The sequence below is a fragment of the Lachnoclostridium sp. Marseille-P6806 genome (genome assembly GCF_964238185.1).
In the GTDB taxonomy this organism is placed as follows: Bacteria; Bacillota; Clostridia; order Lachnospirales; family Lachnospiraceae; genus Brotaphodocola.
This window is the reverse complement of record NZ_CAXSLG010000006.1, coordinates 86803-107082: the sequence shown is the minus strand read 5'-3', so window position 1 is coordinate 107082 and position 20280 is coordinate 86803. Positions and strand designations below refer to the sequence as shown.

Sequence of the window (20280 nt, the reverse complement as noted above, 5' to 3'; positions counted from 1 at the left end):
GGCGGCAACATGAGAGAAGAAAACAAAACCTACATCACCCATCTCAAGGTCACAGATGTCCCGTGGCACCGGCTCACCACCGCCTATGGCCGGGGGACGGAGTTTCCCGCTCACCTGGCGGTGCTGGAGCAGATGGGTGACTTGGCGTCCGTCAAAGAGTCCCTCTATGAGCTCACCGCCAACATGGAGCACCAGAGTACCCTGTGGCACGCTACCCCCTTCGGAATGGTGTTTCTGAGCCGGATTCTGGAGAAGGCCCTCAAAGAGAGCGGGAAGAACCCCGTGGCCTATTTTCTGGCCGGGGAACTGCTTGACTTCTTTGCCTGTATCCTCCAGTGCTTCCACGACGGGGATGAGATGGAACACGCTGAGCCGCTGCCTCTGTTCTCCGATCTGCTGAAGGAAGGGAACCTCTGGTCGGAGGAATACGACGAGGAAGAAGATGAGATGCGCTACGAGGAGGACGAGGCGTTTCCAGACGACCTGTTTTACAGTTTCTATTATTTCTCCTGGCAGGCGGTGCTGGCCTACCGGAATGTATTGGAGCAGGCCTCGGAGGAGTTTGCTGAGTCTGCTGTCGCGGTACTGGAACTGCTGTAAAGGAGAATGATCTATGTTTGAAGAATTCTATGAGATGTACGAGCCCGAGGAGCAGGAAGTGATTGCTCTGATCAATCGCTGCATCGGGGGCGGATATAACAATAAAGGTGACTTTTGGCAAATGACCGTTGTGACGCTGGGCATGGTGTTTTGTGACACCGGCAAAGTCAGCACCAAAGAGGAACGGCTGGAGTGGCCGGTCACCGATGAGGAACGCAACAGCGATAAGGGCTGGGGACGCTTTCAAAACGAGCAGATCTGCTGCCTGAAGATTCGCCGGATGAAAGAAGAATGGGCAAAAGATCTGGTGGCGTGGCCCTGGTGTATCTCCGAGGTGGTCAAGGTCCATGAGGGCTGCCCGGAACTTCAGGCCGTTCTGGACGAGTACCATAAGCCGATGGTGATCCAGGACCAGGTGCTGGGAGAACTGACACTGAACAAGGACTATGATACCTTCGAGGGCGAGATCCAGTGGTGCGGAAAGGCTGTGAGCCTTTCTCTGGATGTCAATGCGGAGAGCAAGCCCTCCTGGACCCGTGCCCGCAGCGCCGCCAAAAAGCTGCTGGCCGACTGCGAAACCTGGGACAAGGCCATGCGGGACCTTGCGGCCAAGAACCTGACTGGGCTTGCTAACGACTGGCTTTCTCAGGATGAGGAAACCCCCCGTGATCCGGAAACAGACCCTATCACAGAGGAAGAACTTGCCCGGCGGATCAGCATGACCAGCTTGTCCGTCACCTCCGGCGGCAGCTTCACCGCCTGGTTTGACTGCGACGAGATATTCACCGACCATGCGGTGACGGTCTACGGCTCCCTGAAAAAGGGCGTCAAAGATGCCAATATTGAGGGGTAAGGAGACGCCTATGAAATTGTATGAGTATTGGCTTGGGTTGTACCCCCTTGATTGGGAATTTTGCTTTATGCCAATGCAAGCCTATAAAATCTTCATCACAGAGCAGTATCATAAAAACCCCGCTTTTTACAACATATCAGCGGGTTCTATTGAGGCGGTATTGGCACACATTGACGCCATTTTATCTGCGGCCATGGAGGATTGGAATAAAACCACGAACCATGCTGCCCTGCGTTGCCCCCCAATGATTTTTCCTCTCCCAAAGGGACAGGAGAGCAATGTAGCGGATTTTGCTGTCATTCTCAAAATGGATAATGACGGAGACACCGTAGTCTATTCGCCAATTCCATTACCCCATTTGGAAAACCAATAAGGAGGTGCAGAGATGAAACTGAACTGTAAACACATTGATTTTACATATACCCCCGGCGAGGAGATCTTCGCCTTTCCCGATGAATCGGGACTACCCTTTATCTTCGATGTAGAGGAAGAACTGACCGGCGATCCTGCTGCCATGGATGCGGTGGGAAAAATGCTGGATGAGGCGGAAAAATTGGCGGAGAAGGCCAAAGTCGCCATCAAAGCAGCGCTGGCGGACGAGGACAGCCGCTACCATAGCGTTGTAACATTTTTTATGGAGTTCAACCGGGACGATGTAGGCCCGGATATTGCGGCGGAACTTTTTCCGGGAACCGACCCATCCAAGCTGTCCTTTGCCGAGATGGTGGACTTTTTGAAACTCAAGCGGTTCGGCAGTCTGGTGGATAGCGAGATGAATCAGCAAGTTTTCATTCTGGATCTGTCCTTCAATCCGGAGATTACCGACGAGCTGATGGTAATCTACTTTGACATGAACAAGGAGATTTTCTGTATCACACATGAAAGCTGAGGTGGTACTCTATGACGAAAGAACGCATCCCCATCTCCGGCGATCTGGGCAGCAAGGTCAAACAGCTGATGGAGTACGCCGGATGGTACGAAGGCCGCAGTGTGGATATTTCCATTGCGGAGCAATACTACGCCGATCATGGCATCCCGATGATGAAGACCACCCAGCGGTTTTACCGCAAGTATTTCGGCCTGTGCTGTGAGTGGTACTTGACGCAGAAAAAGCTGAAATGGGCGGCTGACTTTGAGTTTGCTTTGTTCCCTTGCCTGGTCAATGGGATCAAAAACCATTTGGAGGACGCCTATTTCCGGGATATGTCCGGCTGTGAACTGGCGGAGATCGAGCAGGCAGCTGGTCAGAAGTGCCAGCCCATCGGTCACATCGGCTATTACTACCCGGCAGAGGTCTGGATCTCGGAGTACGGGAAACTGTATGCGAAATATGAGTATCAGGATGAGATTGAGTGCTTTCCGGATGTATTTGCCCTAATCGAACGGGAACTGCGGCAGTGTAACTTTAATTCCGCTGCCATGAAAACTGTGGAGGCACTGGATGGGAAGATATGACGAAACAATAGGGAGAAAATGTTATGAATATGAAAGAAAAACTGGAGTCATTGGGCAAAAACAGCATTGTGTTGAAAATTGCTAAGAAAGAAAAATATAAGCTGGGCGCCTCCCGCTTCGGCGGGAAGCCGGATGTGCCGCCGGACTTCATTTGGCCTACTTATGAGGGCGAGAGCTATGATCATGTGGTAAAAGATCGTCCCCTCACTTTCCTGGCACAGTTCAACTGTGAGGAGCTGGCCCAGTTTGACAAAGAGCATCTTCTGCCCGATCACGGCCTGCTCTCCTTCTTCTATGAAACGGATACCCAGTGCTGGGGCTATGACCCCAAGGACAAGGGCAGCGCCCGTGTCTATTGGTTTGAGGATATTTCGGCGCTGTCCGCTGCGAACTTTCCGGTGGATATGGAGGAAGACTTCAAATTTCCTATGGTCAAAATCAAGATGGACTCAAAAACCTCCTATCCTTCCTGGCAGGATTTCAGCGAGATGATCCCAGATGAGGATGATGATGACGCTTTTGGCGTTGCATGGGAGGAACTGACCGGCGAGGACCCGGATGACCGCTCCCAGCTGCTGGGCTGGCCCGATGTAATCCAGAACAGTATGTTTGCCGAATGTGATTTGGTGACCCAGGGCTACTATCTGGGCAATGGTTGGGTTAAGATTCCAAAGGAGGTTCGTCAGCAGGCGGAAGAAACGGCCCGTGACCGCTGGATGCTGCTGTTCCAGTTGGATACCGTGGAGCTTGGCGACTTTGAGCTGATGTTCGGAGACTGCGGTCATATCTATTTCTACATCACCAAAGAGGATCTGGCAGCCCGCCGCTTCGATCGGATCTGGCTGATTCTTCAGTGCTATTAAAATTATGAAACAGGACTTTACTATTTGGCGCAATCAAATATTGCAGAATCACCAGGACATTTCACCGGTGAAATTCGGAATGTCACAGGATGAGGTTATAGAGATTTTCGGCAAGTCCGATGCTGTTTCCACGATGAGAAATGACGGAAAACCTTTAATCCTCAAATATCATGACATTGAACTGCATTTTGATAGAAAGGCTCCTCATGGGCTCTACTTAGTTTACAGCGACGACGAGATCGAGCTGAGCATAACAGATCATCACGAAGAACTGTTGCAGCTGCTCACAAACACACAGCCGGTGGACAACGAATTTTTCCTTCGGGATGGAGCCGTCTATTTCTCCGGCTTATACGAAAACGGCTTGTTGAAGGGTGTTGTACCCAAAGACTTCTGCTGCTGGCATTACTGGGGCAAATCCTCTGCGACCTGCTTTCTCGGCGGGATTCGCCTGCGTGGAGCGGACCCGGCATCGTTTCGGGTGTTAAACTATGCCTATGCGATGGACAAAACAGCCGTCTACACCACCAGCGGGAGAATCTTGGATGCAGATCTGGCAACCTTCCAGGTGTTGGACAACGGCCAGAACGATTCGGGTGCGCCCCAGGGATATGCAAAGGACAGCCGGCAGGTCTACTTCCACAACGGAGACGGCAAGGTGAAGATCATCAAGGGCGCGGAAGTTTCCTCTTTCCGCTCGTTGGGCGATACCTATTTTGCCAGGGATGAGAAACGGATTTATGCCTATGGCAAGCAGCTTTCCAAAGCAGAGCTGACTTCCTGGGAACTGCTTGGGCACTGGTATTCCCGCGATGCCAAGCGGGTGTACTACCTCAACCGGGAGATCAAGGGGGCGGATCGGGGCAGTTTTACAGTATGCACTCCTATAGACGCGGCTCCGCTTGCCGAACATCTGGCCCGTGACAAGGAACATTTTTACCAAAACGATGAGATGATAGATGAAACGCTGTGGCGGGAAAGGCTACACGAGTTGATGCAAGAACCGTAAACGGAGGAAAACGGCTATGGACTATTTGAAGATATTGCATGAAAACCCTGATTTGGCGGATGAATTTGATTCGCTGTTTGACTTTTTCCTGCTGGATGAGTTATCCCCGCGGGATGAGGCGGACGGCCGATGCACCTTTTCCCTGCCCGGTATGGCCTTTGCCAGGGATGGTTCCGGCGGAGAATACCACCTGTTGGAAGATGGCTCCATTGGATATTACAGCAGCGAAGGGGAGGTAGGCCGTCTGGCCGAGAGCATGGATGACCTCTTTTCCCTGCTTGTGAGCTGTATCTGCTGGCACGACTGCTGTGACGCAAAGGAGTATGTGGATTCCAAAACACTGGAGGAATATGGGCAGAGGCAGCGCAACTGCAACTTGGAAGATATGGATGTGGGCAGTTTGCAGCGAGTGTCCGAGGCGCTCGGTATCCAAACAAGTACAGGATTGGCTCCTGTTCTGGAGCGGTTCCGCAAAGCAACCCAGCGTGAGCCTCTGTATCAGTGTATATTCCACGAGGACGACGGTAGCCTGACCGAATCATACGGTTTGATGTTTGAATGAGAAAGGAGAAATCACAATGAAAGCATTTGACCCCAATTACAAACTGCTGGACGAGATGTATCAGGACGATTACTATCCTGCTTTTTTGGTAGACAAGGTAAAGGACGAACTCCAGAAGGTCATCGACCTGCTTGAGAGCGGCGAAACCGACACTGAAGTAATACAGGAAACGCTGGATGAGGCAGTCTGCGGCATCAATGATCTCCAGGAGGAGTTTGACGAGAACGACAGCGAGATCGAAACGGTGGCACGGGACTGCATCGGTGTAACCGTGGACTACATTCTGGAGTGGTTTGGCATCCCCATTGACACCGAAGAGGCCATCCGAGAACGGGACTGGTGAGCCCTATGGCAGAAAAAGAACTGGCCCTTTGTGATGAGTGCGGCAGCCTATTTTTCAAAGGCTCCTCACAGATGATGGGGCTGTGCCCGGAATGTGCCCATATTCTTTATGGTTACCCAAATTGTGACCATCATTTCCAAGATGGCCGGTGCGTGAACTGCTACTGGGACGGCTCGGAAAGCGCATATATCAAGTCGCTGAAAAGGAATTGAAAACATGGATTGGAAATATGAAACCTTTGGCCCAGACGGTCAATGCAAATTGTTCGGTGTGAATATCTTTGACTATGACTGGAAAAATACTGGCAAGCGGGTAAAAATCCAGGACCCTGTCTATCACCAGGAACATACCTTTGAGGTCTGGCAGGTAGAGATTGACGGGCAGATCCATCGCTTTGCCGCTGGAGAGTTCTCCAACTGCGTGTGGGGATTTTATTTAGAGAAAGACTGATGAGGGGAGTGTGAACCCATGAAAGCCAATGCCGGAGAGGTCTATACCGTTTACAATCAATATCTGAAACGATACACCGCCTGCCAGGTGGCCTATATTGTGCCATCGGACACGGTGAGTGAGCAGCCCTGGGCGGTTGTCCTTTCTCTGGACTGGGCAGGTGACGCCCCTTTGACCGCGGAGGAACTGCCCCATCTCCGTCCACTCTACAAGGACTTTATGTACTGGCCTCGTGACCTTCACCTGCTGCGGGTGCCAGTGGAAATCCCGCCACAGTACACGCTGGTGGGGATCCTGCCATCCTTCACTGATGAGCCCTGTCACTCCTACGGCGGCTGGGACAACGGCTATGAGGTATATTTGCAGATGAGGTGGCAGGCCATCCCGGAAAAGCGGCGGCGGGCCTTCAAAGAGGCCATGGAGAGCGACGGGAAAACGGAGATCGGCGGTATCCCGTTGAAGGTCAGCAGCCATCGGGTGATGGACCAGTACGCACCATTCGATTCGGCGCTGGAACTAAAGGCGCTGCCCTGCCTCTCCGATCTCATCTGTGAGCGGTGGCACCCGGAACTGCTGGAGTTTTTGCGGGGAAATCCTTTCCTTGATGAACTGACTTTGCTGAGTCACGGTCAGAGGACACTTGATCTACGAGGCACCAGCATCCGAAAGCTGATGCTGGACGTGACCGGACTGGAGGAGCTGTGGCTGGGTGAGGATACAGAGCAGCTCCTGTTCCAGAACAAGGGGCAGGACGATTGCACCATTCATGCCCCCGAAGATGGAGGCGGTCTGACCATCCAATTTATCGGGGAATACCGCCCACACACGGAACTGCCGAACCTATGGGGGCTACATGGCATCCAGCTGAAGGACTTTGATCTGATCGGACTGGCTACTGTCCATCCCCATCTGAAGGAGCTGCGGCTCTGGGGCGCGCCGGGAAACCTGGGGAACTTCTCTGCCGTGCAAGAGTTCCGGGAACTGACGAACCTCTCCACCTTCGACCTGTTCGGCTTCGGCGCAGCTGACATCCCCACCCCGGAGCAGATGCCGGAGCTTCGCTGGTTCTGGATGACCAGCCTGCCGGAGACGGCGGCAAAAGCAGCAAAGCAGCTCTGGAAAAGCAAGCCAGGCATAGACCTGCGGATCACCAAGCCCCGGAAACCGGAGTGGCTGGCGCAAAATCTGGACAATCCCTTCCGAGGCTGGGACGGTGCGGAGCATATCCCTGCCGCCGCTGCGAAAAAGGCAGCTAATCAATACCGCAAGATCCGTTCCCTGCTGATGAAGTTGGCCACTGAGCCGGGTGAGGACACCCAGGCACAGGCGCTGGAGGCGGTGGTAGCCTACACCCAGACCTTCAACAAAATGGGCTTTATCGAAACCGAGGAACGGGATGAAATTTATATGGCCTTGCGGGGTATCCTGGACGCATTGCCGGGCGATACACTTCTGAAAGATGCCCTGATTGAAAAGTTTGAGGAACTTCGTGATTTTTGAAAGAGGTGTCACATTGAGCTACACAAAATTCAGCAAGGAAGTAACCAAGTGGCTGAAAGCCAATGGCCTGTCCTGCTATGGAACAGCCTACGATAGCCCCGAAGAAACAAAGGCCCGGATGGACGCATGGATGCGTGGGAGTAAAGAGGTGCTGCACCAGTGGATCACAGAAAAGCGTTACCGTGAACTGATCTCCTGCGCCCACGGCGGCTGGTATCAGGATTCTGTGATTTTTGAGCCCTTGGCTGTATATTTTGTGGGCAACCACTTGTTTGATGAACTGCGGTTTCTCTGTGAGCGCGGTATCCGTTTTTCTGTGGAAGATATGCTGTCCACCATTAAATCTGAGAAAGAGGAGCACGGGGCGCTTGATATAAAAACCATTCGAAACATAGATGTTCCAAGCTATGTGGCAGGCCGCAGCTATTCCCATTCGGGTGAAATCGCCAAATACAGGAAACGGGCGTTGGATCAGATTATCCGCTATACAGGTTATCTGGAGCTGATCCAAGCGCCTGCGGAGTATTTGGAACAGGTAACGGTTTTGCAAAAGAGCGTTTCGGATCTGACAATTAAAACAAAGGATTTGAAACCATTCCGGTTTCGGCTGGCAGCCGAGACTTAGAGAGAGGAGCGTGTGGGCGTATGAGCCGAATTGTCGATGAACCCTACTTTACATACAGTGCATACAATGCCCTGACCTCCAGAATCGAGGTGAAATGCCCCAAGTGCCACGGCGTGGGTGTGGTGACAGCGGATGATGACAATGCCTATTTCCGATGTCTGAGCTGCGGCTATCAGGAGGCCCGTGACCGGACGATCTACCGCTACGATGTCCATAACCAGTGCAAAAACTGTGGAAGATACTACCGGGTGGATATTGAAGAGGAGGAACGGCAGCATTTTTCTGTTCTTCATGTGGCCTGCCCCTATTGCGGAACAATCATGTCGGGAGAAGTTCATAAAACAGCGGAGGCTTTCTCCTATATTGCTGATATTCAGGATGGACGAGAACCTTATTTTGGCCTGGAGCTGTGGTTTTTGACCTCCTTCCAGGGGAAGCCGGTCTGGGCGCTCAACCGGGAACACCTTGCCTATCTGATCAGCTATCTCAGCGCCGACCTGCGGGAAAAGCCGCTGGGAAGAGCGAAAAAGACCCAGGCCGATCACCTTCCCACCTTTATGAAAAGCGCAAAGAACCGGGAGCGGATCGTGAAGCTGCTGAAGAAAATGCAGGAGGAGTGAGGATGGAACAGAAAGTTATTTACAACGGCCAAGTTCTTACTCTGACGCGGTTTTGGGCAACGGGAGAGCCTTGCCTGTGGATCACCGACCCACAGCAGATCGGGATTCCCAAAATGGAGTTTGTGGGAGGCCACCCGGACGAATACTGCATTTTCCTGAAAAATCTGACGGAAACAGAGTTGGAACAGATCACATCCTTGGACGGTGCTCCACTGGATGTGAGAGAAGAAGTGCGATAACACTTAACAGAAAAGGAGACCCCCTATGGCACTACAAGATAAGAAAATAATGCCTCCCCCTTGGCTGGCCCACCGGGAGATTGAGCGATACTCTATTGGCTGGCGCATGGGCTATGGGGAGGATTACATATATAGATTTGGCGATTGGCTGGATATCCTCTCACCGGAGGAGAGAACGGAATACCGCACCCTCTTTCCTGAGCCAGTGACTTGGAATGGCTGGTGGGATGACGAGGACAGGGGTGAGGTGTTGGAGCATGGTGATTTCTTTGTGGAGGTGTGGCAGCCGGAGGGGAGACCTAAGTACACCCGGCAGTGGCTCCAGCAGGAGTTTTCCATGGGGAGAAAGCGGGAACTGTGCCTGTTCTGGGGCCATCAGCCTGCCGAGGACGGCAGCATCACGAAAAGCTGCCTGAGCCAGTGGTGGATGGAGGACTTCTGGTCCATTGCCGACACCTATCTCTGCATGGAGCAGTATATGATGGCGGGAAAAGCCCAACTGTTTGGTGATAGTGAAATCCGGGAGCAGATTTTGAAATGCAGTGACCCTCGGCAGATCAAGGCCCTGGGCCGCAAGGTGCGGGGCTTTGACCAGAAGGTATGGGACAAGTTCAAGTATGCCATTGTGCTGGGCGGCAACTGGTGCAAATTCAGCCAGAACCGCGATCTGCGGGAGTTTCTCCTCTCCACCGGGGACAGTGTGCTGGTGGAGGCCAGCCCCTACGATAACATCTGGGGCATTTGCCTCGCGGCCAGTTCCCCGGAGGCCCAGGATCCCATGCAGTGGCGTGGACAAAACCTGCTGGGCTTTGCGCTGATGGAGGTGCGGGACGAGCTGCGCCGGGTGACACAGAATGAAATGATTTGCGATTGGAGTACGGTATGGGAACAATGAAACTTTATGAACTGGAAATGCTCCGCAGCAGGATCTATCACGGGGGGCAGGAACTGATTTCCACTCTGACACCGGAGAAATTCTTTGCCCTGCTGTCTCACGATTATGATACTGGTTTTGCTGCTAGAAAAGCCTCCGCACAGAAGGAAATTCTCTGTATGCTGGAGGCGGACGCGATGCCCGTTGAGAAGATCGCGCTTCTATTGCAGATGAAGATAGAGTCGGTGCGGGAGATCATGGCCGCCAAGCAAGCCCACATTGAGAAATGCAGAAAGAAACTGGAACAGGCGGTGAAGCCATGAAAGACCTTTGCCAATACGGAAACCGGCCAGAGGACGAATGGGAAATCTTACCCTGGATACCTGATCCGCGCCCGCCATTCAAAATCTGGGTAAAACCAGAGCAGATTGCACCATTCTTTCTTATTCCCCACCACCCCTACGCGATCTCCCTCCTGCTGAAGATCAGCGACGGATTCCGGACAGAGGAATTCCGACGACTGGGACTGACTGGCAGCAGCGGGGACTGGGAGCGGCTGGTCCGGGGCGTAATCCAGGAGTTTGAGGAAAACAATAGCGGGCAAGACTTGTTTCACTTTGACTCCGACGAGGATGTGTTCTGCGTGTACTCCCAATACATCGATGACCTGATGATGCTGGCCAAAATGATCCGGGCAGCCTGTGATGATGAAAAAACGATGCGGACCTATCTGGGCGTGATCGAGTACCTCAAGCTCTTTTGGGAGGACGCACCAGAAGGAGAACCGTCGGTAATCCTCTATGAAGTTGATACAGGAAATGAACGGCTGGCCCTCCGCTCCATTGATATCTTTGCAGATGGCCGCATCCGCAACATCCCTGACCTATATGACGGTGCTATTGAAATCATGCCTATCCCCACCGTGGAGGAATTCAATGCCCATGTCTGGGGCGAGGAGTTTCGTGCCTGCTTGATGGAGAAAGCGGAATTTGAGGCCATCTGGGAAAACCAGACCTATGATGGAATGTTAAAATAATCAGGAGGAAGCCCTATGAGTAAGACGATCAAAACTAAAGATTTGCCTCTGTTTTCTATCATTGACATAGACCAACTGCGTCTGGAAAACCATCTGGAGAACGCGGTGCTGACGGACTTTTCCGTAGCTTGGGATCGAAATGTCTATCTTCTCATGGAACAACCCTCCAGAAAACAGGGCAAGGATTGGCTCAGGGTTCCCTCCATCTACACTGTGGTCGAGATCAAGGTGGATTGGACGGAGCAACGGGTATTGGAAACCTCATTGTTCCCCATTGGCCTCTTGAAATTCCAGTTCCATTTCTTGCGGCCCGTAGGTGAACATTTCCTGCTTCTGGGGGCACGGTGTGCCTATCGGGAAAACGGCCCCGATACCAACGCGTGGATCGTCAGTAGAGACGGAATGGTGAGGTCCCGCTTCTGTTTGGGGGACGGTATTCAAAATTGCATGGTCAAAAAAGACGGCACCATCATTACAAGTTACTTTGATGAAGGGGTATTTGGTAATTATGGTTGGGATGAGCCTTTAGGGTCTTGCGGATTGATTGCATGGACATCAGAGGGCGTTCCCCTTTGGAAAAACGAGAAGTTTTCCATCTATGACTGCTATGCCATTAGTTTGGACGAAGAAGAAAGCCTGTGGTTCTATTATTACGATGAGTTCCGGCTGGTGTGGACGAACTTCAAGGAGGACTTGGTGTTTGACCTGCCGATCAAAGGAAGTGGGGCTTTTTCAGTTGTCTCTTCTGGTGAAATATTCCTGTTTCAAGGCGGATATCAGAAACACGACAAATTTTATTTTCTTACTTGCAAAGGCGGTTGCCTTGGGCAGAAACAGGAGGCCATTCCCACCTGTGACGGAAGCAAAATCACTGTGGAACGTTGCAGCCTATTAGACAGGCGGATGCTGTTCCTTGGGAAAAACGGTGTTCTCTATGGCGGAGTATTTGGAAAAAACGAGGAATGACAATGGTTGAGATCAATCGTGTCTGGCTCAATGTGGATACAGACACCAACAAAATCACACTATTCGGCCGCCCCCGTGTATCCATCCGTGTGGATGAGTACATTTGGAATTTGATCGAAGAACATATCGTGAAGCCCCATAAGCTCATGCGCAGCGAAAAGCATAGGTATCAGCTGAAAATTGCCTTTGGTCGATTTGATCCGGTACAGCACCGATATTATCCGCTTTCCCCGTACAACGGGCCGCTTCGGGAAGGCGTCAAGCCGGACAGTGCCAACGGATGGTATCCCCGTGAGGATTTTGCAGACGCCGAGGAACGCACCACCTGGTTCTCTCCCGATAAAATCTGGACAAACTGCGGCAACAAGGTGCTGGATGTCAATGTTGACGCTGCCAATGTAAGCGAGAGCATCACCCCCAGAGAATACGCAAACTTGCTGTTCGATGGGATCGGGGCAGCATTGGTGTTCAACTTCAAAAGGCTCAAGCGCGAGGAGTTTGATTGGCTGAAACCTAAGATCGACTGGAGCGTGGTAGAAAGCTTCCCCTTTCCCGCACCCTTTGAGGAGCAGCAGTACATTGGGGACGAGGGCGAAATTCATGTGTATTCCTGGGGTGGCCGGCAGGAAACAACCCTTGTAGGTCCTTATTCTGTGCGGGGATTGTATCTGGAACATTTCGGAGAATAGTGAGGTGAGCACATGGCAAAGAGCATTCGTGAACGCCTGCTGGAGCAGGTAGGAAAATTTCATCAGTGGCAGGAAATCACTTATCCCGGAAAAACCACCGAGGAGATTGGCGGTGCGTGGGAGGTCGATTACCCTGCGTGGAATGATATATTTGATGCCTTTTGCCATGTGTTGACCCAAATGGATGCAGAAATGGCAGACAGCTTTCTGCTGGATAAGATGGTCTATTTAATTGCCAGAGCCAACGAAGCGGAAGGATTTATACAGGAAACCACTTCCCATCCCAAATGGTTTGAGTGCCTCTGCCGCAGGGCCGCAGCCTCCAATGAGAGTGAGGCCAAGTGGCAGTTTGCCGCCTATCTGCCGAAATGCTCATGTAGTCAGGAAGTCAGGGATATAATTCTGGATTTCGCAAAGGACCCCAATGAATATGTGAGCCGTCGGGCGCTTTTGGCGATGCCCGCTCTGCGTCCTGACTGTGTGGAACAGTTCGCTCCGCTGTTTTGGGAACGCAACTGTTACTCTACTGAACTTCAGGAATACCAACGGATCGCCGTTCTGGTCTCACTGGATGCCATCCATTCTGACATGCTTCCACAATACTTGGAACGAGCCAAGCAGGATGGTCGGAGCTATCTGCTGGAACACGCAAAAAGGATTGAAGGAGAACTACTGTGAACAAAAATTTATACCGCTCGCAATTTGATCAAATGAAAATCACCGAGAAGCAGGTGCTGATGGAAAGTCTGGCTGCTCGTTATACTATGACTTTTCTCGGCTTACATACCTTTGACCGCTGGGGCCAGAGCTGTACCACCGGCATCTTCGAGAAAGATGGTCGGGAGTTCGTCTTTGTCCCTGGCGATACCGTCACCCTGGGATGGGAGCAGTTTGCCGTGGGACTGCATCAGGAGAGCCGGGAGGAATTGGAGTATCTGTTCCGGGAATGGGAAATAGAGCAGGACCCGGCAGAATTCATCAGAGAGAGCATGGCTCCTGTCCGGCAGGCGGCCATTGGCCCCATGCTGGTGGGCCGGGAACTGGAGGAACTCTGCTGGGAGCCAGTTAAGATGGACGATCCTAGGTTGACTGCCCACCCTGACTGGCTGAAGGAGTTCCGCGATTTTGCCTGGAGTGACAGCAGCAGTCTTACCTTGCATCAGTCGGCCCGCATAGAACGGACAGAAGATGGATTTCAGACCTGGATCTATAACCACACAAACTACGATGAGCTTCTTGCCGGGCTGGAAAAGCAGGAGTTTTCGCTGCCTACGGCGGATGAGTGGGCCTACCTGTGTGGCGGCGGGTGTCGGACCCTGTTCCCATGGGGAGATGGGTTAGACTACTCCATGCGTTTGCGCTGGTTTGAGGACGTGGATGAGGATGAGAATAGACCTTACGACATGGAGGAACCCAACTTCTTTGGTCTGTCCATCGCCTACGATCCCTATATGAGGGAAGTGGTGCAAGCTGATGGGCTTACCACCTGTGGCGGTGACGGCGGGTGCAATATCTGTGGAGGGATGGGGCCATTCCTTGGTTTCTTGCCCTGTTCGCCCCACTGTAAGCCGGAAGTACAGGAAAATAAGGAGCTGAATGGCGACTATGACTTTTATCGGCCTATCATCCGGGTGAAGATGGGAGTTTAATCTGGAAATAAATTACCTGGGAATGGAGGCTTTAACCTGAGCAAGGAACTGGAACTTGCGGGCATCCATACTACCCTTGCCTATATCAATAAAATGATGGATCTGGATGGGCTGCAGCTTCATCAAAACGGCGAAACCTATCCAAATGACTATTTTGAGAGCCTATGCTATGACTTCATTAGCCGTTGTGATGGCGATGAGTGGCCGGAATAAAAGGAGGCGTGACAAATGTATATCAAAAAATACTGGGGTAACTTTATTGGCGGCTCGGATGACAGTCTGAACCTTGTGGCATTTTTAGAGGATCAGAAAAAGGAGGAGATCCCTCTCAGCGAGATTTTCGCCAAAATCGGACTGGACAAGCAAAACTGGGACTTCCGCCAGACTGTGGAGTATCTGGAATTTCCCCATTCCAATGACGTGGAGATGGACTTTCATTTCGCTATTGATGTGGTCACCGACCTGGCCGCCATCCTTTTGGAGTGCAGTGTCAGCGGCAGTGTGAACCTCCAAGATTTAGATGAGTACAACACTCCATCCCGCCGTATCCGTATCACAGCCACGCCAGAGGAACACGAGACCATGAATAAGGCCCTGGCGGACTTTGTCCATGCCCCGCTGGAATACGACCTTAGCGAGATGATGGGAGAGGATGAGATCACGGATATGGCTTATCAGGTGGAGATGCTGCGGAAAGAGCTGTACGAAGCCTCTGGCCGTAACAGGAACTACCATGTAAAGGCGGAAGATGTGAAACTTCTGCTTCCCGACTGGGAAGGTGCCGATGGCTGCATCGCCACTAACCGCATCACGGTGGAGGGCCGCAAGGTTGGCTACTGCTACCGGGAGGAGCCGGACGGTGGCTGGGACAGTGGCTGGCGCTTTACTGCCGGGGATGAGAGCGAGGCGTACATGGACGCCCCCAACAACGCCGGGATCTACAAGCTGAATACGATCTGCAACGACGACTCCGATATTATCCCTTTGCTGCATACGCCCGCTCCCTGCGCCTTTGAGCGGGATGAGAATGGTGTGTTCCGGCAGATCAAAGACTGGAAACCGGAAAACGAAGAGGAGCCTGATATGGATATTTTGGAGAGGTGCCAGAAATGGCATGAGGAGAGCAAACACCATAATATTATTGATGCGTTGGAGGCTATTCCTTCCGAGGAGCGTACCCCGGAAATCGATATGGAGCTGGCGCGGGCCTACAACAACCTGGCGAACCCCAGCGAGCCGGAGGGAAGAAAGCTGCTTCACCGGGCACTGGAATTGATGAAGTCCCACGAGGAGGAACTGGAAGATACTTATTCCTGGAATTTCCGCATGGGGTATGCCTATTATTATCTGGATCAGGAGGGCAGCGCTCTGCGGTATTTTGAAAAAGCTTTGGAACTGCATCCCGGTGATGCTCCTAAGCTCAACACCCAACAGGACATTGAGGAACTGATTGACTGGTGCAAGAAGGGGATTTCCCTGCCACAGTTCTCGGAGTGCTTCCGGGAGCGGACAGAGAACTGGTGGGAAACCTTTGCCGAGATGGAAGCAGAATTGCGCCAGATGATGGACGAGGACAAGGAGCACACCCGTGGAGCAGAGATCGTGGCCCAAATGCAGGAAACCCTGAATTTGGTTTTTGATGAAATTTCCTTCGAGATGGGCGTGGGCGGCGAAAAGCATGAGTTGATCCTCACTTCAGAGGGTGACAAGGTCAAGCTGTTTGAGCTGGTTTATTTCCAGAAGCATGCCCCCAAGGAGGTGCTGGAGCACTGGAACATCCTGGTAGGCCGTCAGCCCCTCCAGAACATCGGCCTGCGCACCGAGAATGGCTGGGACATCTCTGGGGAGGATGTGCAGATCTGGCTGGAGAAGCAGGGGGAAAACAGCCTCGCCATCTCCGCCTACTGCGAAAAGCTGCTGCCTATGCTCCGGGAGGAGGAAGGCCGGGGCTGGTGGATGCTCACCACCCTCACCGATCAGGTGCTGGGTGAGATTTCCCACATGAGATACATAGACCGCTTTGATGTGTTGGTTAAACCCAAGGCGGAGCCGTCCATTCTTATGACCCAGCTTCCCGACGCTCTGAAGGATCGGGGGCTGGAACTCTCCGCCGATCCGGCAGCCTATCTGGAGAGTTACCTTGGCTACAAAATGGAACCCAACAAGGACCCGGATGCTGACTGGCGGCTGGATGTGATGGCCGGCTCTACCTGCTGTGTGCCGCTCATCAACGGCTATCTGAATGCTGACAATGATTTCATGGATGATCTCCATGCCGACGGCGCAGTGGCGGGCTTCTTCTGCTATCCTCTGGATACCCTGCGGGAGGAGGAAGGAACACAGAAGATCTTCGACTTCCGGGACAAGCTGGAGGAAGTGTTCACCACTGGCGACGGCCCGGAGGTGCTCACCCTCACTGGCGGAGCCACCGGCCTCTTCTGCGGCTATGTGGACTTCATCGCCTGGGACATTCAAACGGCGCTCCAAATGGCCAAGGAATTCTTTGAAGGCACGGACATCTCCTGGGCCATCTTCCATACCTTCCGCCGTGAAGCGGGCACGGTGAACCTGAAAACACCGGACGAGGAGGAGCTGGACGATGAGGCGCAGACCGCCGAGCTGGACGAGACGCTGACGGGCATGGACTATAAGGAGCAGTTATGATAGAAAGAACTTTTATCAACCTCGCCACAGATAAGCAGTGGAGGATTGAAATTGACGGACATGCCATCCGAACTTGCCTGAATGGCGGGAAGGTCAAGGAGACCCTGTGCGACTCTGCTTACCAGGTCAAGAGCAAGGCGGCCAGCGCCATGATGGGTCAGATGCGGAAAGGATTTGTCTATCAGAATCCGGATGCTGCTGTTGGGCAGGTGCGGTGCCATCGGTTTGTCGGAAAGGACAGCAACGGTTTTATGCCCCTGGCTACCGCCCTCACACGGGATGACTTCTTCCTGACGAGGGTGGTCGGAGATTTTGAGGACGAGATCCTCTATCACTTCGATGGCAATGGGGAGATCCTCGAAACGATCTCTCTGGGCGCCAAACGGATGACCTATGAACAGGTCCTCTGCCCCAATGATACCCTGCTGCTGAACAACAGCTATCTTTTGGAGCAGTTCTCACTCCGCACCCATGAGATCACGCCCTTTGCCAACAAGAAAAACAGCATGAAGACCATGCTGGATGCCAGCGGCGACCAGGCCCTGTGGTACACAGGCGAGGAGATTGTCGTCTTTGACTTTGGCAGCAACACAGAGGTGTGGCGGGAAACGGTAAAATGCAAGAAGTCAAAAGCCCCGAATTTTGCCTATTACTGCTTCGGGATGCTCTCTCCCCGGCAGAGCAAAGCGGCCTACCGTGTCACCGAGGGAGAGTATGTGCTGGTGGATCTGGGGTCCGGCCAAAAAGTGCCGCTCCCCAACGACGGCTGGCATCCCTTTTTCTCCCCGGATGACCAGTGCTTCTCGGTGGGCGGCAAGTTCTATCTGACCCAGACCGGAGAGGAGATGGACAATCCTTTCCCGTTTTCTGTCCGCCAGGGGCTGAGTTTTTCGGATACCTGTGCGGTGAGGACAAGGGGCAGCCTGATGGCCGTTCAGCAGGATTGTGGCAGCTCCCCTATAGAGGTGTGGGATACCGGCAGCGGCCAGCTGCTGGCCACCATTGATGATCCCTTTGTGGTGCGTCAGGTGAATTTTGCCTTTACCAAGAGCGGACTTGTCCTGCACACCGATTACGGGGCCATGAGCATCTATTCCTGCGCCCTCTGAAACGGAGGAATGAACGATGGATCATGAGAGGAAAGAGCTTTTGGCTCAGAAAAAAGCGCAGCTTAAAGCAAAGCAGCAAAGAGCAGAGATCCAGCAATACAAGGACCGTCTCACAAAAAGCATCGAAGATTTTTCTCAAAAATACCGGTACGTAGATGAAGCGGAAGAGGTCAAACTTGGAAAATTCATCTCAAAACTCGATTTCGCGCAGCCGGGGCAACTGTCAATCCAAGAAGTTTGCCCGTACCCACACGAAAATGTTTACCTGTGCTTTTTGATGGGAACAGAGGCACTGTTTCAAATCTTCATATTCGGAAAATATGATGACATCCTGCGCGATTATGATGAATGGGAGGTTTTCAGCCCCTGTCTGCTGCTTGTGGATGAGGATTTTATTCATTATGCTTATGTCAATGATGATGGCGAAGTGATCGAATCACAAGTATCGTGATTAATTTTTACGATGGAAAAATGGAGGGGGCACAATGAACTTTAACGAAGCAATGCAAATGCTTGGAACCAAGTTGCAAGGAAAGTACGGACATTTAGGCTTCAAGTATAAAAAATCCGATAAAACGCTTACGAGGCACAGTAAAAATTTCACATATATGATTGCGTTTTCCTCATTTGGCGGGAACACAAAGGATAGCATAAGCATAGAGGTTTGCTATATAATCAACACCCGTCCATACGACCCTTATGGTTACTCCAAACCAGACATCAACACACAACCACTGTTTTACAGTTTAAGAGACAATGAAATATATCTTGATATAGGAAATGAAGAAAAAATTAACAATACCTTTGAGATTATTTGTCAGTGGATGGATAAATTACTGATTCCAAAAATGAATGAGCTTTGTGCTACCGAGTAATGTGGATGAGGATTTTATTCATTACACTTATATCAACGATAATGGCGAAGTTATGGAATCACAAGTATCGTGATGGCTGAGAAAGAGAGTATGTACCTATGAACAAAGACGCATTGACCGCAAAACTCCTGGACCTGGCCGAGGGGCGGGAAACGCCCGAAACCTGGCGGAGCTGGTGGGACGAGCATGAGTCCGAACTGGAAACCCTGCTGAACCGGGGGGAATTCCTGAAATTGAAACCCTGCCGACACGGTTTTCAGTGGATCCCGGTGTTTGGCAGCCAAAAGGGAGCCATCGCCATTCTGGAAAAGAGCGGCACAGCATTTGAGGCCAGCAATCTCTACCAGGAGCGGTATCTGGCCGAGCTGGAGGCTTTCTGCAAGGAGCAGGAGCTAGTACAGCGGAAAAAGAAAAAGGAATTCAAGACCAGCAACCCGGAGCTATTTGGCCGATACCCCAAGTTCTCCAAGGCGCTGGCAAAGGCGCTTGACCCCTCTGATGAGATCAAGCCTGCCGCCACTGAGGAGCAGATAAGGAGTCAAGAAAGCGTGCTGGACTTCACACTCCCGGCCCAGGTGCGAGAGTTCTTCCTGCTGACCGCGGGCATCCAGGCATCCGTAGGCGTGACCATTGATTTATCCGGCCTGTTTGATCTGACCATTCATGGCGAGTGGTATTGTGTGCTGGGCGAGTTCTGGAAAGAAGCAGACGGCGACCAGCTCCTGCTCCGCCCTGGCGAGGAGACTATCTGGTACTACGCCCATGAGCAGGACAAGATAAAGCGCCTTTGTAGTGATATGACAGAACTGCTGGAGAAGAAATTGGCGAGGTACCTCAATGAGCAATAAAAACATCGCCTATAAAAAGAAAATAGCGCAGCGGTTGATGGCTGAACTGTAAATCAGCGAGAGAAGAATGAAAATGACATTAGAAGAAATGCTCTGTGATCTCCATGATAAATATGGTAACGATTTTAACTGGTATATGGTCCCCTTCACACAGGCGGACGGGGTATTTGTTGCTGAACTAAACAAAGAAATAGGACAAGACCACTTCTTATACGGCAAAAAAATTTGGGCGGTTGCGAAGTGTGAATCCAATGATGATGTGTTATATGTTCTCAGAAACGAAATAGGAAGAGACATTTACTATCTGTTCCATTTGACTTACTCAGCACATAATGCGGACGGATTTCCCCGGTATGCGGAGTTTGCAGATCTATTTGCAGTAAAAGAATTTATAGAACGATCATATATCGAGGATTATATGTAATCTTCAAATTTTAATTTGTTAGGAATC

The 20280-nt window shown here is 51.9% G+C and carries 29 protein-coding genes and 1 pseudogene; all 30 read left to right on the top strand.

Translation table 11 applies throughout. The annotated features are described in order from the left end of the window. Positions 1-9: 9 nt before the first annotated feature. The 30 genes and pseudogenes from ACESON_RS09355 (at position 10) to ACESON_RS09210 (ending at position 20253) form a co-directional block, all read left to right on the top strand. Positions 10-600, top strand: a complete 591-nt coding sequence (locus tag ACESON_RS09355; protein ID WP_177959671.1) for a hypothetical protein — start codon at positions 10-12, stop codon at positions 598-600. A 13-nt stretch (positions 601-613) separates the two neighbouring features. After that, entirely contained in the window at positions 614-1453 is an 840-nt protein-coding gene (locus tag ACESON_RS09350) for a DUF2262 domain-containing protein (protein ID WP_177959672.1), read from the top strand. Positions 1454-1463: 10 nt separating this feature from the next. Further along, complete coding sequence (locus ACESON_RS09345) at positions 1464-1826, top strand: hypothetical protein (RefSeq protein WP_373109459.1); 363 nt, start codon at positions 1464-1466, stop codon at positions 1824-1826. Positions 1827-1838: 12 nt separating this feature from the next. Then, positions 1839-2342, top strand: coding sequence for a DUF2004 domain-containing protein (locus tag ACESON_RS09340; protein WP_177959674.1), 504 nt, complete (start codon positions 1839-1841; stop codon positions 2340-2342). Positions 2343-2353: 11 nt separating this feature from the next. Then, positions 2354-2908 carry an SUKH-3 domain-containing protein gene (locus tag ACESON_RS09335; protein WP_177959675.1) on the top strand — a complete coding sequence of 185 codons (555 nt, stop codon included), beginning with the start codon at positions 2354-2356 and terminating at the stop codon, positions 2906-2908. Positions 2909-2931: 23 nt separating this feature from the next. Beyond that, the gene (locus ACESON_RS09330) at positions 2932-3771 is read left to right on the top strand and encodes a DUF1963 domain-containing protein (protein ID WP_177959676.1); all 840 of its coding nucleotides are present in this window, start codon (positions 2932-2934) and stop codon (positions 3769-3771) included. 79 nt (positions 3772-3850) lie between these two features. Beyond that, positions 3851-4780, top strand: a complete 930-nt coding sequence (locus tag ACESON_RS09325; protein ID WP_373109457.1) for a DKNYY domain-containing protein — start codon at positions 3851-3853, stop codon at positions 4778-4780. A 16-nt stretch (positions 4781-4796) separates the two neighbouring features. Beyond that, positions 4797-5342, top strand: a complete 546-nt coding sequence (locus tag ACESON_RS09320) for a hypothetical protein (protein WP_177959678.1) — start codon at positions 4797-4799, stop codon at positions 5340-5342. A gap of 16 nt (positions 5343-5358) precedes the next feature. Next, a complete protein-coding gene (locus tag ACESON_RS09315) occupies positions 5359-5685 on the top strand; it encodes a DUF5713 family protein (RefSeq protein ID WP_373109454.1) in 327 nt (108 codons plus the stop codon). Positions 5686-5690: 5 nt separating this feature from the next. Continuing rightward, positions 5691-5897 carry a hypothetical protein gene (locus ACESON_RS09310; protein ID WP_373109452.1) on the top strand — a complete coding sequence of 69 codons (207 nt, stop codon included), beginning with the start codon at positions 5691-5693 and terminating at the stop codon, positions 5895-5897. A gap of 4 nt (positions 5898-5901) precedes the next feature. Continuing rightward, complete coding sequence (locus ACESON_RS09305) at positions 5902-6135, top strand: hypothetical protein (protein ID WP_177959680.1); 234 nt, start codon at positions 5902-5904, stop codon at positions 6133-6135. 18 nt (positions 6136-6153) lie between these two features. Continuing rightward, on the top strand, positions 6154-7635 hold the full coding sequence (locus ACESON_RS09300; RefSeq protein ID WP_373109450.1) for a hypothetical protein: 1482 nt from the start codon (positions 6154-6156) through the stop codon (positions 7633-7635). Positions 7636-7648: 13 nt separating this feature from the next. Then, complete coding sequence (locus tag ACESON_RS09295) at positions 7649-8260, top strand: hypothetical protein (RefSeq protein WP_373109448.1); 612 nt, start codon at positions 7649-7651, stop codon at positions 8258-8260. Positions 8261-8280: 20 nt separating this feature from the next. After that, positions 8281-8880, top strand: a complete 600-nt coding sequence (locus tag ACESON_RS09290) for a hypothetical protein (protein ID WP_373109447.1) — start codon at positions 8281-8283, stop codon at positions 8878-8880. Between the two features lie 2 nt (positions 8881-8882). Continuing rightward, positions 8883-9119 (top strand): hypothetical protein, encoded by a 237-nt coding sequence (locus ACESON_RS09285; protein ID WP_373109445.1) that lies wholly within the window; start codon positions 8883-8885, stop codon positions 9117-9119. Between the two features lie 25 nt (positions 9120-9144). Continuing rightward, positions 9145-10014, top strand: coding sequence for an NADAR family protein (locus ACESON_RS09280; protein WP_373109442.1), 870 nt, complete (start codon positions 9145-9147; stop codon positions 10012-10014). Beyond that, entirely contained in the window at positions 10002-10316 is a 315-nt protein-coding gene (locus ACESON_RS09275) for a hypothetical protein (protein ID WP_373109440.1), read from the top strand. The genes ACESON_RS09280 and ACESON_RS09275 overlap by 13 nt, the downstream gene beginning before the upstream one ends. Then, positions 10280-10714 (top strand): annotated as a pseudogene (locus ACESON_RS09270) (Imm51 family immunity protein); the annotation flags it as partial. The gene ACESON_RS09275 and the pseudogene ACESON_RS09270, both read left to right, overlap by 37 nt. 15 nt (positions 10715-10729) lie before the next feature. Then, positions 10730-11029: a hypothetical protein gene (locus tag ACESON_RS09265; protein ID WP_373109602.1), complete on the top strand. Its 300-nt coding sequence runs from the start codon at positions 10730-10732 to the stop codon at positions 11027-11029. A 15-nt stretch (positions 11030-11044) separates the two neighbouring features. Next, entirely contained in the window at positions 11045-11995 is a 951-nt protein-coding gene (locus ACESON_RS09260) for a hypothetical protein (protein WP_373109438.1), read from the top strand. 2 nt (positions 11996-11997) lie between these two features. Next, positions 11998-12684 (top strand): hypothetical protein, encoded by a 687-nt coding sequence (locus tag ACESON_RS09255; RefSeq protein ID WP_373109436.1) that lies wholly within the window; start codon positions 11998-12000, stop codon positions 12682-12684. Positions 12685-12696: 12 nt separating this feature from the next. Next, entirely contained in the window at positions 12697-13362 is a 666-nt protein-coding gene (locus ACESON_RS09250; protein WP_373109435.1) for a hypothetical protein, read from the top strand. Continuing rightward, on the top strand, positions 13359-14333 hold the full coding sequence (locus ACESON_RS09245) for a hypothetical protein (RefSeq protein ID WP_373109432.1): 975 nt from the start codon (positions 13359-13361) through the stop codon (positions 14331-14333). Before ACESON_RS09250 ends, ACESON_RS09245 begins: the two co-directional genes overlap by 4 nt. 36 nt (positions 14334-14369) lie before the next feature. Next, a complete protein-coding gene (locus tag ACESON_RS09240) occupies positions 14370-14546 on the top strand; it encodes a DUF6547 family protein (protein WP_373109601.1) in 177 nt (58 codons plus the stop codon). A 15-nt stretch (positions 14547-14561) separates the two neighbouring features. Continuing rightward, positions 14562-16997, top strand: coding sequence for a DUF2185 domain-containing protein (locus ACESON_RS09235; RefSeq protein ID WP_373109430.1), 2436 nt, complete (start codon positions 14562-14564; stop codon positions 16995-16997). Next, the gene (locus ACESON_RS09230; RefSeq protein ID WP_373109429.1) at positions 16994-18106 is read left to right on the top strand and encodes a hypothetical protein; all 1113 of its coding nucleotides are present in this window, start codon (positions 16994-16996) and stop codon (positions 18104-18106) included. The genes ACESON_RS09235 and ACESON_RS09230 overlap by 4 nt, the downstream gene beginning before the upstream one ends. Before the next feature lie 16 nt (positions 18107-18122). Beyond that, on the top strand, positions 18123-18557 hold the full coding sequence (locus ACESON_RS09225; protein ID WP_373109427.1) for a hypothetical protein: 435 nt from the start codon (positions 18123-18125) through the stop codon (positions 18555-18557). Between the two features lie 34 nt (positions 18558-18591). Then, the gene (locus ACESON_RS09220) at positions 18592-18981 is read left to right on the top strand and encodes a hypothetical protein (protein WP_373109426.1); all 390 of its coding nucleotides are present in this window, start codon (positions 18592-18594) and stop codon (positions 18979-18981) included. A 98-nt stretch (positions 18982-19079) separates the two neighbouring features. Then, complete coding sequence (locus tag ACESON_RS09215; protein ID WP_373109424.1) at positions 19080-19829, top strand: SMI1/KNR4 family protein; 750 nt, start codon at positions 19080-19082, stop codon at positions 19827-19829. Between the two features lie 73 nt (positions 19830-19902). Then, the gene (locus ACESON_RS09210; RefSeq protein ID WP_177959696.1) at positions 19903-20253 is read left to right on the top strand and encodes a hypothetical protein; all 351 of its coding nucleotides are present in this window, start codon (positions 19903-19905) and stop codon (positions 20251-20253) included. Positions 20254-20280: the final 27 nt, after the last annotated feature.